The sequence below is a fragment of the Pectobacterium sp. PL64 genome, from assembly GCF_022477975.1.
In the GTDB taxonomy this organism is placed as follows: Bacteria; Pseudomonadota; Gammaproteobacteria; order Enterobacterales; family Enterobacteriaceae; genus Pectobacterium; species Pectobacterium jejuense.
Map to the genome: position 1 here is coordinate 1,728,492 of NZ_CP092070.1, position 14,502 is coordinate 1,742,993.

Below are 14,502 nucleotides of genomic sequence, written 5' to 3' on the forward strand. Positions count from 1 at the left end.
TTATGATAAGAAAATCTCCTGCTTTCAGAAGCAAAGCGTTACGTGAGTCTGCCCGTGGGCAGGCTTGCACCTTGCAGATCTCTGGTATCTGTAACGGTAACCCAGAAACGACAGTATTGTGTCATCTTCCCAGTCCAACACATGGCATGGGGTATAAAGGGGATGATTTCTGGGCAGTTTATGGCTGCTCGTCGTGCCACGATGTGATTGATGGGCGGGTGCCGTATGAATGGCGGGAGGGGGAGAAAGAAGAGGTTTTGCTACAGGCGTTGTATTTGACCATAAAAATAATTGGTCTCAATTGCTATGAGTAATTATTAAAAGGATATGATATCAATGAGTAATGAAAGGAAATTTGATAATAAAAGGGTTATGGATATCAAGGATGCCATATATGAGCGTTATCCTGAAGCTAAATTACAGTCTAATAGTATATATAATAAAATAACTGAAAATAAAGATGAGTCTTTATTCATATGTTTATGTTCCCTTTTTTTTGGTTTGTATGCTAGAGATAGAATTAATTTAAATAAAAACACTCAATACAATAACCATGTCTTAGACTCAAATCTACTGACGGATATTGAACTCGACATATTAAAAAATGCTAGTGGGGATTCATTAAGGTTAGTAAGAAACGAACTTGTAAGGAGAATGTTAAATATAATTTTAGAGTTTTCATTCTGGGATAGATATGATTACATTTTACATTTTGCGAATTCAGAAAAGGAAACTATAGATTATATATATGACAATTTTTTATTAGAGTCTGGTTTGGATTATTTAAACTATAAGTCTAGTCTTTCCTTTAAAAGTATTAATTTTTTTTTAGAAAAAGGTAAAGTAGAACGTGCGCATGATTTAGTTGTTAAAAACGAGAAGATAATAAATGAATTAGCATCTCAAACAGCAAGGATAAAAAGCTTGAAGAGAGATGTTGATAAATTGGAAAAATCGTTAGGTGGGGTAGAGTCAACGCTACAAGTTAACTTATTAAAGGAATCTTTTATAAGAATAAAAGATAGTATTTCATCTCAATTAATTGATGCCAACAAGAAATATTCAAGGTTAATGATTCTTACTATTTTCTCACCATTGTTATTTTTGGTTTTATCGTTTCTTGTTCATGTTTTTGTGCCGTTTTTAATGAATCTCATCAACTATAATAAAGTTGATGATTACATTTCATCTGTTAGTTTTGGCTTGGAGAGTGTTATTTTTTATACTTTACCAGTCCTTGCGTTTGAAATGGTTTTACTTTATTTCTCAAGAGTTATGTATGTGGATTTAAAATCATTAAAAGCCCAGATGATTCAAATAGAACATCGTATTGCCTCTTGTGAATTCATCAGGAGTTATGTGAAACAAAAAGACGGTTACTTGAATGAAATAATTAAGTTGAGCACTAATAATGATACCGTTAAAAAAATACTTAGTGAGGGTAGTGTGGATAGATTTATTGGTTTCCCTGCTGATTTTGAAAAATTAATATTCAACCCTATTCAAATGAATAGTGAAAATATTCCCGCACTATTAGATGGAGTTAACTCGATTGCAGACCTTGCTGGTAAAGTTATGTCAGCTAAGAAGTAATTATGCTGCCCAATTCAATCAACGCTCTAACTTCTATTGTCACAAAAGCCAAACTGGAAACCCGTAACGGCAAGGTAGTTAAAGTTCCTCATCAAGCTGAATTGGAAGAGCAAGCCGCGCTAATTGAATGGGCAGATAAGACCGTGATCGATGGTGTTCGAATAGGAGATTATCTGCTGCATATCCCAAACGAAGGAAAGCGTGGGCCGAAGGCGGCGCGTGATGCAAAGCGGCTTGGTGTTCGTGCTGGTGTGCCAGATCTGTTTCTGGCACTTCCTCGCGGTGGGTATGCAGGTTTGTGGATTGAGATGAAAGCGAAGGGCGGTAAGTTATCGGCTCAGCAAGAGATTTGGCTCAAAAAAATGTCATCCGTAGGGTATAAAGCAGAGGTGTGTTTTGGTTATGATCATGCTGTACACGGCATAGTTAGTTATCTCAATAAATAATAAGTTGGATTTTAATATGAGTAAGAACAGAAATTTAATTTCTATTTGTTATGAAGGTTCCTCTGGGGTCACGGACATAAGAACATGCTATATTGACGGGATTCTTCACTTTTCTTTAAAGGATATCTTTATTGTTTTAAATAAAGAAAATAAGGATCTTGGGGATGAGAATCCTAGACATATCCCTAACTTGATTAAGAGTCAAATAAAAGATTTGGATTCTGATGAGTATAAAAATCTACCAGTTGACAATAAAGATTTTGACGAGCAAAAAGAGATTTTTGTCACTCAGCCTGGCTTAAACAGAATAATGGGAAATGATAAATCCAAAGCTGGTAGAAAATTTCAGCGATGGCTTTATCATGAAGTTGTCCCTTCGCTAACTAAATATGGGACGTATCCCCCGCCAATGACGCCACAAGGATCGGCGCTTGCACAAATGGCCGAAATTGTTGCACAAAATTCAAGGATGGTTGCTGATGCGATCATCAGACAAGATAAATTAGAAATGGAATTTAACTTGGTCAAAGGTGAAGTGAGTGGTGTTTCAAACAGACTAGCTAAACTTGAAGAGAAATCACTTTCTGATGATTTTATACTCACAGTTAAACAATGGTTTGAACAAGCTGGATTGGTTTTGATGTCAGAAAGGGAAGTTGAGATTGTAACTTGGTGTGAGCATTTAGGATTAAAGTATAATAAACCTCGTACACCTTGCCCCTCTGGAGATCGGCTTAATGCTCGTTTTTACAGGGAAATAATTGAAGAAGCTAAAAGTTTGGTCGAAAGAGCCAGAGGGTGATTTAGTCGAAATTGCAAAATACAATATTGTTGCTGCCTTTAAATTAAGCCATACAATCAGTCCTGTTATCTATGTACAGGACTGACCAAATGACCATAGCTATAGAACAACTTATCAAGATGCACGATCCGCGCTGTATGAGCATTGAATCACTGAATGTGGGACGCGGACGTGCAGTTCTCTCCAAAGAGCAAATACTGGCAGCATTTGCCACTACTCAGCACCGTCATTCCATTGGCTTTGATTTACTAATGGCAAAATACCGCCACGATAGCCAGGCAGAGCAACGTATTCGAGCGGCGATATCTGACTGGGTAAGTGTTCGACCCCGCCTTATGCATTCCCTCTCTGCCTGTCAGTTAGCGCTAAGCATGGTGCTTGAGCGTAATCTTCCTGCGCAAATCAATCATATAGCTGGGCTACTGCGCAGATACGGCGCTAAAGCGGCGCAGTCGCGCAAGAATACTGATGTATTGCGTGTAGAGATAAAGCAACTTGAAAGGCAGCGCTGCCGCGAGAAGGTGAGTCATGCCGATTACATCAGAGTGGGGATCGAAATCGCCGAACTTAACGAGCGAATCGGTCATGAGCGTAAAGTGTTACGGGAATGGTCAGAGTACCAGGCGGCACAATTGAATGTCTGCCCGCGCTGTAACGGAACGGGGAAAACGCTACGCCCAGCCATTGCCGTGTGTAATGAATGTGGCGGTAACGGGCATATTGCGGCGACATTTGAGCACTTGCGTAAATCACTGGCTATCATAGGGGCTGTGATATCTGCCGGTGAATGGCTGCAATATCTGGATCTGGTTAAACGCTGCATGCGCTGGTTGTATGTTGAAGAGTCTCAGGCAGTTAGCGTTCTTAGTGAGAGAATTCATAACGAAATTGATTAATCGTATGAGCCAGATTGACCCCGCATCAGATACGCGCTAAATTCGCGAAAGATACCGGAGTATGCCTTAAAAAGCTGCTCCGGTTTTTTATTGGTCAGTCCTCAAGCCTGCATGGTTCGCCCAGCAGGCTTTTTTATTTCCATTTTATCAGGAGCCACGGCAAGGCCGGAGGTGAGTATGCGTATGGACAAGTTCACTAACGGAGCCGCAATTGGCACCGGCAGCACGACAGCAGTATTTGGCGCTCTGTCACTTAATGACTGGGCAATTATTGTCGGTATTGTATGTACCGTCGGAACATTTGCGCTGAATTGGTATTACAAACGCAAAGAGTTCCAACTACGGAGCGGACAAAAGAATGGTTAAACGTAAAGCTGCGGCTATTGTCTGTTCCGTCAGTGTGATTATTGGCATTGTGCTGAGCAATGCTGATAACTATAAGTCTGCCACGGGAAACAGTCTGCGTTTTAGCCAGGAAGCGATGGAGGTGATGGGGAACGCAGAGAGTTGCCGGCGTGATCCCTATTTGTGTCCGGCCAAGATCATCACTCAAGGCATCGGACACACTGGAAAAGGTACTGGCATGGTGGCGCAAGCCAGCGATCAGCAGATCGCGCAGTGGTTTGCAGAAGACCAGTTGAATGCACAGAACTGTATTGAACTGAATGTTGAACGTAAACTCGGATTCCAACTGCCGCAGGGCGTTTTTGATGGTGTCGGTTCATTTATCTTCAATGTTGGGTGTCCTAAGTTCTTGCGTAGCACCATGTACAAGCAGCTTCTGCTTCCGTCCTATAACTCTGCTTGCAATCAGTTATCTCGCTGGGTTTATGCCGGAAAAGAGCTTCTTGCTGGGCTAGTTATTCGACGCGAAAAAGAGAAAGCACTTTGCCTGAGAGCGGAATAAATACCCAAATGGCCGTTAATTGATTAATAAGTAACCACTTTCAGTAACGCTACGTGAAATCTGAATTCCTCACCCTTATCAATCCTCCCACTTTTTAACAGAGAAACCATGTTAACCACAAAAATGAAAGCGCTGCTGTTATGCGGTGGGTTGGCTACTGCGTTCGGCGCGGGTTGGTGTGTGCAGGGATTGCGGTGGGATGCGGATATTGCGCAGCGGGATAAGCAGCAATCGGAAGATATCAGCACAAGCCAGAAAGCTGTTATCGCCGGGCAGTCACTTCAGTTCCATCGCTACAATGAAATCGCCAGGCAGGCGAATCAATACGCCATCACCATCAAGGGTAAATCGGATGAAAAACAGATTATTTACCGGACAGTTATCAAACATCATTCTGCTAGTCGTGAGTGCGTGCCTGATGATGTCGCTACTGGGCTGCTCGACTACGCGCACAGTCTACGTGCCAGCGCAATGCGTACCGCTGCCAGCGGAACTGACTCAACCGGTACTGGTGCCGCTTCCTCCCGCTGCCGATTGACGTATGGGCAGGCGGTGTATTGGATTGATCCGTTATTAACGACGCTAGACAGAGCTCTCAGCCAGTTAGCTGATATACGTGAAGCTGATTTACGCAGGGTTGTAGTAACAGAATAATTTCACATGCTATTTTTAACTTTACACATGGCAAAGAGAGAATAGCAATGAGAACAGATCTTGATTATTTAAAGGGAATGCTGTCTGTTTTTTTAGACGCGGAAACTACTTTTATTTCAATAGGGGAGTTAGAGGCTGCTGGCTATGACATTGCTTCTGAGAAAGGCATGTTTCATTACATGCAGCTTATTGAACAGGGGTTTCTGAGCAATTCCAGTATGATTACTCACGACCCTGAAGCTCTTGGGTACATTCAAACACTTGATGGAATTCATCTACTTGATGTTGATATCAGACTGACTACGTCTGGAATTGAGTTTGCTTCGGCGCTGGAAAGCAAAGATGTTTTTGAAAAGCTAAAAGACATTGGCAGTGAGCCAATGAGTGTACTTAAAGATGTTGGTGTTGAGCTATTGAAGTCCTATGCCAAGAAAAAATTTGGCTTGTCAGATTAAAAACAGCCTTAATCACAAAGTTAATAACTCATAGCCTCAGCATCTGCTGGGGCTTTTTTTCGCCCCAACAAAAGGTAATCCCATGACACAAGTCACCGATCAACACATTGAGAAAGAGATTCAGGCCAAAGGCTTAACTGCGCCGCGTGTTACGCCTGAGCACATTGAAGGCATCATTGTTGCTGAGCACTTTTTTTCAGCGGCAGAAGGGTTGGGTGGCGCTTGTGATGGCCACAAACTCCTTAATCCGATTAACGGAAATCTCCACCTGCTGACCTTCTGCGTTCTGGTATTGCGTAATGGCTTCACTGTTACTGGCGAATCAGCCTGTGCATCGCCTGAAAACTTCGACGAGGAGATCGGACGTAAGATTGCCCGTCAGAACGCGGTTAACAAAATCTGGCAGTTGGAAGGCTATTTGCTTAAACAGCGCCTTTATGAGCAATCAGTTTCAGAACCGCTACCGGATGACGTTGAATCTACCACCTTGCTGTGTGACCAGTGCGTGAAAATCAACGGTATCCCGTTTTTCCTGATGGGAGACGTCAAAGCAGCTACTGGTAAGGGTGGCACAGCACTGGCATTTGAGTCGCACCCGGAGTGCAGTGAGTAAGGCATTCCAGAGTCACTTCTCAGTGGTGGCTCGATAATGCTCACTCAGTAGGACGCTATGGCAAAGTACGATTGGAAAAAGCTGCTGGCCGATTATGCAACTGCATACTCAGCAACGGGAATCTCCCCAGTAGAGTGGTGTGCTCAGAATGAGGTGCCGTATAGCTCAGCGAAGCGCCACATCACGATAAAGGCTGCAACGGATTTCATTGAGCAGAATTCGCAAATTCGCAGTTCGCAAAAAAGTGATTCGCAGATTCGCAAAGAGAAAGGCGCGAATCGCAAAAGCGAGGAAAAGCGCGATGATTCTGGCAATAATCATAGTGAAGAGTCAGCAGACGCAAACGACAGTGACACCAGCGATCAGCAGCCTGAAACTGAACCGCAACGGGATGCTAGCGGTCGCTTTGTTAAAGGGAACAATCTGGGCGGGAATTATGGTGTTCCGGCTAATGCGTTCCAGCCTGGCAATCAAATCCCGCGCAAGCATTCTGCTTATGCCAAATATCTGGACGCCGATGAGCTTTTTGAGGCGGTGCAAGAAACCGAGCTGCGTGATGAGCTGATTTTCACCCGCGCCCGCGCATTGTCAGTGACCAAGACTTTGAACAAAATCATGGAGGATTTACAGAACGCGGAATCAATCGAAGCGCGTATTGAGCTTTACGATAAGTTCATCAAGGCTGAGCAAGGGCTCGATCGCAATATTGCCCGGATTGAGTCGATTGAAAACAGCCTGAGCAAATTACAGTTGGACGCGGTGAATGTCCCGCGCCTGAGTGCCGACACGCAGCGCATTAAGGCGGCGACCGCCAAGCTGAAGGCCGAAACAGAGAAGCTGACAGCGGAAAGTAAGGATGTGACGACGCCGCTAACCGATGTGGTGCGTGATATTCATGCGATGCCGGATGATGGAATGCTGGCGCAATGACGACACCGCACTATGATGCCAGTCTCGCAGAAGACGAACTGGACGGAATGACCGAGGCGCAGCAGCGCCTTTTTATTTTGTCAAAATTGAGCAATCCGTGGTGGCGGCTCAACAATCTGTACAAGATCGAGAATGAAAAAGGCCAGTTAGTCACGTTTCGGATGCGTCCGGCACAGCGCCGGCTGTTCAAGCACATGCATTACCGCAACATCATTCTCAAGGCGCGTCAGCTCGGTTTCTCCACCGCGATTGATATCTACCTACTCGATCAGGCACTGTTCAATAAGAACATCAAGTGCGGGATCATTGCGCAGGATAAGAATGCCGCAGGCGAAATCTTCCGTACCAAGATATCGATACCCTTCGATAATCTGCCAGGCTGGTTGCGTTCGTCATTCAAGATTACCGAGCGACGCAGCGGGGCGAATGGCGGCTATATTCTGTTTTCTCATGGCTCCAGCATTCAGGTGGCCACATCCTTCCGCTCGGGTACGGTTCAGCGTCTACACATTTCCGAGCATGGGAAAATCTGCGCCAAATATCCGGCCAAAGCAAAAGAGGTACGAACCGGTACGCTGAACGCCGTGCATGACGGCTGTATCGTGTTTGACGAATCCACAGCGGAAGGCGTGGGCGGCGATTTCCATACCATGAGCACACGGGCGCTTGAGCTGGCGCAATCCGGTGTCGATCTGACGATGCAGGATTACAAGTTTCATTTCTATCCGTGGTTTGACGATCCGAAATACGTTGCGCCCGTTCCGGCCGGTGGCCTGCGACTGAGTAAATACCATCAGGAATACTTTGCTGCGGTTGAGGCGGCAACGCGTGTCACGCTGAGTGATGAGCAAAAGCAGTGGTATATCCGCAAAGAGGTCGAGCAAGGCGAGGAAATGAAGCAGGAATTTCCTTCTACGCCGCAGGAGGCTTTCTTAACCTCTGGCCGCCGTGTATTTGCCGCCATCAATGTGATGCATGCCGAAGGGCGCTGTAGCCCGCCGCTCATTGTCTATGACGTAGAGCCTGAAACCGGTAAACGCGCAAAGGTGCAGGCACTGCGCGGCGGCGATAAAGAAGAGCTTCAGCGCACGTTACAAAATCATCTGCTGGTCTGGGAATTGCCGGATCCCGACGAGGATTATGCTATCGGCGCTGACGTGGCGGAAGGTTTGGAAAACGGTGACCGTTCATCTTTCGATGTCGTGAAGAAATCGACAGGCGAACAGGTGGCGCACTGGTTCGGTCATCTGGATGCAGAGCTATTCGCGCAACTGCTGGCACACGTCGGCGAGTGGTATAACACCGCTTACATCGGGCCAGAGCGAAATAACCACGGCCATGCGGTATTGCAGAAGCTGCGTGATATTTACCCCGTTCGCGCTATTTACGCCGAGCAACACCTTGATCGCGATAACGACGACGAGACGCCGAAGCTGGGCTGGCTGACTACCAAGCAGAGTAAGCCGGTGGTGACGGAAGGGCTGAAAACGTTACTGCGCGAAAAGGCCAGCGGCATTCGCTGGATCGGCACCATCAACGAACTCAATACCTATGTCTATGACGCCAAAGGCAGCATGGGCGCACAAACCGGTTGTTTCGATGACCAGGTGATGAGCTATGCAATTGCGCAGGAAATGCGTGCTCGCATGCCAGCCAGACCGAAACTGAAACCTATCGACCGTTCTAAACCCACTCACTGGATGTCACATTGATGAACACAGCCGCTATTGACGCTGAGGCTCGGCCACAGCAGCAGGACACTCGCCAGCAGGACAATCGCGACCGCTTTACGCAGCGGCAATTACTGGATCTTTCATCGGACATTGACGCGCAGCCAGACTGGCGCACCACGGCAAATACCGCCTGTGCGTATTACGACGGCGATCAGCTTGCGCCGGAGGTTGTGGCGAAACTGCGTGAGCGTGGCCAACCGCTGACGATGCATAACCTAATTGCGCCAACCATCGATGGTGTACTGGGCATGGAGGCCAAGACACGTACCGACCTGATGGTTATCGCTGATGATCCTGATGAGGAAATGGAGCAACTGGCTGATGCGGTCAATGCGGAATTTGCTGACGTCTGCCGGTTGTCCAACATCAATAAGGCTCGCTCCGATGCCTACGCTGAGCAGATCAAGGCGGGGTTATCATGGGTTGAAGTCCGCCGTAATAGCGATCTGTTTGGTTCGCGCTACAAGGTTGGAACCGTTCACCGCAATGAAGTGTTCTGGGATTGGCACAGCCGCGAAGCGGATCTGAGCGATTGCCGCTGGCTGATGCGCAAACGCTGGCTGGACGTGGATGAGGTGAAGGCCACTTTTCCCGATATGGCGCAGGTTATCGACTACTCGATTAATGAGTGGCGCGGGTTTGTAGATACCGATATTGCCGAGGGGCAGGAGTCCGCCTTAATCAGCGCTTATGACGAGTACCAGCAGTGGAGCCGCAAGGATACTGAATGGGTATCTGCCAACCGTAAGCGCGTCATGTTGCAGGTGATCTACTATCGCACGTACCAGCGGGTGCCGGTTCTTGAACTGTCTAATGGCCGCGTTATCCAGTTCGATAAAAACAACGTGATGCATGCTGTGGCGCTGGCAACAGGCCGTGTGTCGGTGGTGATGTCTCGCGTCAGCCGGATCCGTGAAGCGTGGTTTGTCGGGCCTCACTTTCTTGGCGACCGCCCATGCTCAGCGCCACAAGGCATGTTCCCGCTGGTGCCGTTCTGGGGCTATCGCAAAGACAAAACAGGTGCGCCTTATGGCTTAGCCTGCCGTGCGATCCCGGCTCAGGATGAAGTGAACTTCCGTCGTATCAAATTAACCTGGCTATTGCAGGCCAAGCGCATCATCAAGGATGCCGATGCAACCAACATGACTGACAGGCAGTTAGCGGACGAGGTTGAGCGGCCAGATGGTGTGATTACGCTTAACCCCCAGAGACACAATAAAACAACGGCAGCGGATGCGATTAATATTCAGCAGGATTTCCAAGTCGCGCAGCAGCAGTTTCAGGTCATGCAGGAGAGCATGAAACTGATTCAGGACGGGATGGGCGTGTATTCGGCATTTCTCGGGCAAGACTCCAGCGCCGCTTCCGGTGTGGCGATCAGCAATCTGGTCGAACAGGGCGCGACGACGCTGGCGGAAATCAATGATAACTACCAGTTTGCTTGTCAGCAGGTCGGACAGTTGCTGCTGTCGTATTTGTTGGAAGACCTGACACGCCGGCGCAATTACTCCGTTGTGGTGAATCGCGACGATCCGCGGCGCCGTAAATCTGTCACCATCAATGAGGAATCCGGCAACGGGATGACGAACGATGTTTCCCGCCTGCGTGCGCATATTGCGCTTGCGCCGATCCAGCAGACGCCCGCTTATAAGTCGCAACTGGCCGAGCGCATGTCGCAGGTCATTACCGGTTTGCCGCCGCAGGTGCAGGCCACGGTACTGGATATGTGGGTCGAGCTGCTGGATGTGCCGAAGAAAGCGGAGTTTATCGAGCGCATCCGTAGCGCGCTGGGTACGCCGAAAGCACCGGACGAAATGACACCTGAAGAACAGCAGGCGGCTCAGCAGCAACAACAGTTGCAGGCGCAGCAGCAAGATCTGGCGATGCGTGAGATTGCTGGGAAGGTTGCGAAGCTGGAAGCCGAGGCCCGGCGCATTTCCGCTGCGGCTCAGCGTGAGCAAACCTTAACGAACAGCCAGCGCTTTGATGATGCGAAAACGCAGGCGGAAACGGGTCGTATCCTTCAGGGTATGGAGAACACGACGCGGGAGATTGAGGCGCTGAATGCGCAGATGATGCAGAGTATTCAGGGGCAGATTGATTCGATCCCGATTTAGATCGGTTTTTTTAATAAATTTGACCAAAGGGGTACGACACCGAACCTTTTGTAGCACGTCGTAACCGTTTGACAAAGCATGATGGTATAGCCAGATTTCAAAATGAAAATCACGGAGAAAATACAGAGAACAGCCAACCAATCCTTTTGAGTCATATTTAGTAGCCCATAATTTTGACATATGGCAAAAAGATCATAAGAGACCTTACTGATAAACATGAGAGTGGATAGACAGAATGAAAAGGCTGTGATTAAAACCCATTTTCGTGGCTTGTAGAGCAAAACAGTAAAAAGGATAATAATTGTCAGAGAATTAAATTTTTTCATACGATAATTGCCTCGAACATGAATACGCGCTAAATTCGCGAAAGATACCGGAGTATGCCTTAAAAAGCTGCTCCGGTTTTTTTATACCACAAAATCAGTATCGGCCACCTTCGGGTGGCTTTTTTGTTTGTGCCGATAAGCGTTTTTGTTAGAGCGCTTATTCGCATGGGCAGCGATACGCCTTTTCCCTTTCGGATCTATCCGACAAATAGACATGCAGGAGTAATGACGTGAGTGTTGATATTAATAATTTAACAGGTGAAGAAACAGCGGAAGAGCTGGAAGCGTTGCTGAATAATCTGGGCGATGTGGATATTTATGATGAGACGGCGGGGGCGGTAACCCATACCGGACAAACAGCCACCAATAATCTGAATGGGCAGCAGGAAAATAAGGGCGATACCACCACGCTGACGCCGGGCGTAGCTGCACAATCACAGACGACCACGACTCAACAGCCAGCCTCCGATGATAACGGTAATGGCACCGCGAAAAGTATTCTCAGCCGGGATGGTAAGCACACCATTCCTTATGGCGTGCTTGAAGCAGAACGTGCCGAAAAGCAACGACTGTCTGAAGCGAATCAGCGAACCTCTACAGAATTGGCTGAAGCTCGGCGACAGTTGGAAGTTTTCACACGTCAGATTAACGACGCTGGTTTACAGCCTGCACAGTTGCCGGAAAAAGCTAAGATCACGCCAGAGCAGATCGCGACGGTACGTGAGAGCTTCCCTGAAGTGGCGAGTGTGCTTGATGCGCTGACACAAAAAGTGGAATACCTGCAATCTGCGCAGCCAGCCCCGGTAGTTTCTCAACCTGCTAATGACAACCCTGTGACTGCGGCACTGGACGCCACGCCAGATCTGAAAAACTGGCAAGGCAGCGATCCAGACCGCTTTACGCTGGCGGTGCATATCGATGAAGCACTCAAACTTGATCCTGCATGGAAAGACAAACCGTTAAATGAACGATTCGGTGAAGTCGTGAAGCGAACCCGCGCCGCCTATGGTGAGTCTGTGGAGAGTGCACCTCAACAGCCTACGCAAGCCGCGCAACAGCAACCGACAGCCGAAGAACTTCAGCAAAAAGCAGCAGATCTGCTGGCGAAAGCAACTGCTTCGTCACAGCTGCCTGCGTCACCGTCAGATGTCGGTTCAACGACGCAACATACTGCATCGCCACTGGAGCAGGCGGCTAATGCCGATCCTGACCAATTGCAGGTGATGTTTGCTGGCATGACCGATGCGCAGATTGAAGCGCTGCTAGAACAAGCCATCTGACGTTACCTACTTACATCATCCAACCCGCCGTGTGCGGGTTTTCTTTTTTAGGGAATCAACATGACTACCATTACCTCCGCCCAGGCGAATAAGTTGATGCAGGTTGCGCTGTTCACCGCAGCCAACCGCAACCGCTCATTCGTTAACATCATGACGGAACAGCAGGAAGCACCAAAAGCGGTAACTCCGGATAAAAAAGGCGTGAAGCAAACCAGCTATACCGCGCCTGTGGTGCGTATTACCGATCTGCAAAAGCAGAAAGGCGATGAAGTGGATATGCAGATCGTCCACAAACTCAGCAAGCGCCCGACGATGGGTGATGCGAAGTTGGAAGGACGCGGTGAAAACCTCGCGTTCGCGGATTTCTCTCTCAAGATTAATCAGGGCCGTCACCTGGTTGATGCGGGCGGGAAAATGTCAGAGCAGCGCTATAAGCACAATCTGAACAAAACCGCACGTACCTTGCTGGGCACGTACTTTAATGACCTGCAAGATCAGTGTGCGACAGTGCATCTGGCGGGTGCACGCGGTGACTTCATCGCGGATGACACCATTCTGCCGCTGGCGGGGCATGGTGAGTTCGGCAAAATCATGATTAACGATGTGCTGCCGCCAACCTACGATCGCCATTTTTACGCCGGTGATGCGACCAGTTTTGAAAGTCTGGATGCTGCCGATATCTTCAGTTTGGGCGTAGTCGATAATCTTTCTTTGTTTATCGATGAAATGGCGCACCCGCTCCAGCCTGTCAAAATGTCGAAAGACGAAATGGCGAACGACGATCCGTATTACGTCCTGAACGTCACGCCGCGCCAGTGGAATGACTGGTATACCTCCACGTCGGGTAAAGACTGGCAGGCGATGTTGTCACGCGTTATTCAGCGATCTAAAGGTTTCGATCATCCGCTGTTCAAGGGTGAGTGCGCGATGTGGCGTAACATTTTGGTGCGCAAATACACCGGGATGCCGATTCGCTTCAATGCAGGTTCTCAGGTTGCAGTTTCCAATAACGATCTGGCTGCAACGGTCGCAATGAAAGAAGCTAAAACCACCATTGACCGCGCCATGCTGCTGGGCGGTCAGGCGCTGGCGAACGCTTATGGTACGGGCGAAGGCGGCGGCCACTTCGGTTACCACGAAGAGAAAGTGGATCATGGTAACGGTACTGAGATTTCAGTACGTTGGATTAACGGCCTGAAGAAAATCCGCTTCCAGCAGAAAGATGGCCGCATGAGCGACCACGGCATCATCGTCGTGGATTCCGCGATCTCCACAGGGCGTTAATCAATCCCCTCAATCCCTCTCATAACAGCAGGTTTCGGCCTGCTGCTTTGCTTTATCAGGAGAAAAATTTATGGCAACGATTCAAGCACCGTCCATGCGTGACGCGGTGTACCAAGGTCCACAAGGCAATCTGTCTTTGGCAGAGAGCCAGATTGTGCTGGCTGCCGCGGCCGCCGGCGATATTGTCGAACTGCTGGAAATGCCGATCGGTATGCGTATCTGTTCCATTGATGTGGTCAGTGAAGCGTTGGGTGCGGGCGTAACAGTGGAAGTAAAAAGCGGTACACATACGCTTGTCGCTGCGGCCAGCCATGCTGATGCGGTAGCGAAATCCGTGCCTGTAGTGCCGTACAGCACTGCGGTCAGCGGTGAGAAAATTACCGCCACGATTGCCGGCGGGGCTGCAACGGGCCGTCTGGTCATCAATGTGAAATATGTCGCGGTAGGCTACTAAGCCGCTTCCAAC

The 14,502-nt window shown here is 48.3% G+C and carries 15 protein-coding genes and 1 pseudogene; all 16 read left to right on the plus strand.

The features are described 5' to 3' along the window. The first annotated feature begins 2 nt into the window (after positions 1–2). The 16 genes and pseudogenes from HP572_RS07540 (at position 3) to HP572_RS07615 (ending at position 14,490) form a co-directional block, all read left to right on the plus strand. Positions 3–314: a nuclease domain-containing protein gene (locus tag HP572_RS07540; protein WP_240585234.1), complete on the plus strand. Its 312-nt coding sequence runs from the start codon at positions 3–5 to the stop codon at positions 312–314. 22 nt (positions 315–336) lie between these two features. Further along, positions 337–1,593: a hypothetical protein gene (locus HP572_RS07545; protein ID WP_240585235.1), complete on the plus strand. Its 1,257-nt coding sequence runs from the start codon at positions 337–339 to the stop codon at positions 1,591–1,593. A gap of 2 nt (positions 1,594–1,595) precedes the next feature. Continuing rightward, positions 1,596–2,039 carry a VRR-NUC domain-containing protein gene (locus tag HP572_RS07550; protein ID WP_240585236.1) on the plus strand — a complete coding sequence of 148 codons (444 nt, stop codon included), beginning with the start codon at positions 1,596–1,598 and terminating at the stop codon, positions 2,037–2,039. 16 nt (positions 2,040–2,055) lie between these two features. Beyond that, entirely contained in the window at positions 2,056–2,841 is a 786-nt protein-coding gene (locus HP572_RS07555) for a BRO family protein (protein ID WP_240585237.1), read from the plus strand. 89 nt (positions 2,842–2,930) lie between these two features. After that, positions 2,931–3,737, plus strand: coding sequence for a TIGR02642 family protein (locus HP572_RS07560; RefSeq protein WP_240585238.1), 807 nt, complete (start codon positions 2,931–2,933; stop codon positions 3,735–3,737). Positions 3,738–3,914: 177 nt separating this feature from the next. Beyond that, positions 3,915–4,103 (plus strand): phage holin family protein, encoded by a 189-nt coding sequence (locus HP572_RS07565; protein WP_240585239.1) that lies wholly within the window; start codon positions 3,915–3,917, stop codon positions 4,101–4,103. After that, positions 4,096–4,644 (plus strand): lysozyme, encoded by a 549-nt coding sequence (locus tag HP572_RS07570; protein ID WP_240585240.1) that lies wholly within the window; start codon positions 4,096–4,098, stop codon positions 4,642–4,644. The genes HP572_RS07565 and HP572_RS07570 overlap by 8 nt, the downstream gene beginning before the upstream one ends. A gap of 108 nt (positions 4,645–4,752) precedes the next feature. Continuing rightward, the gene (locus HP572_RS07575) at positions 4,753–5,298 is read left to right on the plus strand and encodes a hypothetical protein (protein ID WP_240585241.1); all 546 of its coding nucleotides are present in this window, start codon (positions 4,753–4,755) and stop codon (positions 5,296–5,298) included. Between the two features lie 47 nt (positions 5,299–5,345). Continuing rightward, a complete protein-coding gene (locus HP572_RS07580; protein ID WP_240585242.1) occupies positions 5,346–5,753 on the plus strand; it encodes a DUF2513 domain-containing protein in 408 nt (135 codons plus the stop codon). Between the two features lie 82 nt (positions 5,754–5,835). Beyond that, a pseudogene (locus HP572_RS07585) lies at positions 5,836–6,198 on the plus strand (Gp49 family protein); the annotation flags it as partial. A gap of 225 nt (positions 6,199–6,423) precedes the next feature. Beyond that, on the plus strand, positions 6,424–7,296 hold the full coding sequence (locus HP572_RS07590; RefSeq protein ID WP_240585243.1) for a terminase: 873 nt from the start codon (positions 6,424–6,426) through the stop codon (positions 7,294–7,296). Between the two features lie 47 nt (positions 7,297–7,343). Then, a complete protein-coding gene (locus HP572_RS07595; RefSeq protein WP_240585722.1) occupies positions 7,344–9,008 on the plus strand; it encodes a terminase in 1,665 nt (554 codons plus the stop codon). Continuing rightward, entirely contained in the window at positions 9,008–11,146 is a 2,139-nt protein-coding gene (locus HP572_RS07600) for a portal protein (RefSeq protein WP_240585244.1), read from the plus strand. Before HP572_RS07595 ends, HP572_RS07600 begins: the two co-directional genes overlap by 1 nt. Positions 11,147–11,702: 556 nt before the next feature. Next, entirely contained in the window at positions 11,703–12,752 is a 1,050-nt protein-coding gene (locus HP572_RS07605; RefSeq protein WP_240585245.1) for a hypothetical protein, read from the plus strand. 60 nt (positions 12,753–12,812) lie between these two features. Continuing rightward, positions 12,813–14,036, plus strand: coding sequence for a N4-gp56 family major capsid protein (locus tag HP572_RS07610; RefSeq protein WP_240585246.1), 1,224 nt, complete (start codon positions 12,813–12,815; stop codon positions 14,034–14,036). A gap of 70 nt (positions 14,037–14,106) precedes the next feature. Then, positions 14,107–14,490, plus strand: a complete 384-nt coding sequence (locus HP572_RS07615) for a hypothetical protein (protein ID WP_240585247.1) — start codon at positions 14,107–14,109, stop codon at positions 14,488–14,490. The last annotated feature ends 12 nt before the right edge of the window (positions 14,491–14,502 follow it).

Excerpts from the sequence above, each read along its gene's own strand:
- HP572_RS07540 (WP_240585234.1), top strand. The coding sequence starts at position 3 with ATGATAAGAAAATCTCCTGCTTTCAGAAGCAAAGCGTTACGTGAGTCT.
- HP572_RS07545 (WP_240585235.1), top strand. The coding sequence starts at position 337 with ATGAGTAATGAAAGGAAATTTGATAATAAAAGGGTTATGGATATCAAG.
- HP572_RS07550 (WP_240585236.1), top strand. The coding sequence starts at position 1,596 with ATGCTGCCCAATTCAATCAACGCTCTAACTTCTATTGTCACAAAAGCC.
- HP572_RS07555 (WP_240585237.1), top strand. The coding sequence starts at position 2,056 with ATGAGTAAGAACAGAAATTTAATTTCTATTTGTTATGAAGGTTCCTCT.
- HP572_RS07560 (WP_240585238.1), top strand. The coding sequence starts at position 2,931 with ATGACCATAGCTATAGAACAACTTATCAAGATGCACGATCCGCGCTGT.
- HP572_RS07565 (WP_240585239.1), top strand. The coding sequence starts at position 3,915 with ATGCGTATGGACAAGTTCACTAACGGAGCCGCAATTGGCACCGGCAGC.
- HP572_RS07570 (WP_240585240.1), top strand. The coding sequence starts at position 4,096 with ATGGTTAAACGTAAAGCTGCGGCTATTGTCTGTTCCGTCAGTGTGATT.
- HP572_RS07575 (WP_240585241.1), top strand. The coding sequence starts at position 4,753 with ATGTTAACCACAAAAATGAAAGCGCTGCTGTTATGCGGTGGGTTGGCT.
- HP572_RS07580 (WP_240585242.1), top strand. The coding sequence starts at position 5,346 with ATGAGAACAGATCTTGATTATTTAAAGGGAATGCTGTCTGTTTTTTTA.
- HP572_RS07590 (WP_240585243.1), top strand. The coding sequence starts at position 6,424 with ATGGCAAAGTACGATTGGAAAAAGCTGCTGGCCGATTATGCAACTGCA.
- HP572_RS07595 (WP_240585722.1), top strand. The coding sequence starts at position 7,344 with ATGACCGAGGCGCAGCAGCGCCTTTTTATTTTGTCAAAATTGAGCAAT.
- HP572_RS07600 (WP_240585244.1), top strand. The coding sequence starts at position 9,008 with ATGAACACAGCCGCTATTGACGCTGAGGCTCGGCCACAGCAGCAGGAC.
- HP572_RS07610 (WP_240585246.1), top strand. The coding sequence starts at position 12,813 with ATGACTACCATTACCTCCGCCCAGGCGAATAAGTTGATGCAGGTTGCG.
- HP572_RS07615 (WP_240585247.1), top strand. The coding sequence starts at position 14,107 with ATGGCAACGATTCAAGCACCGTCCATGCGTGACGCGGTGTACCAAGGT.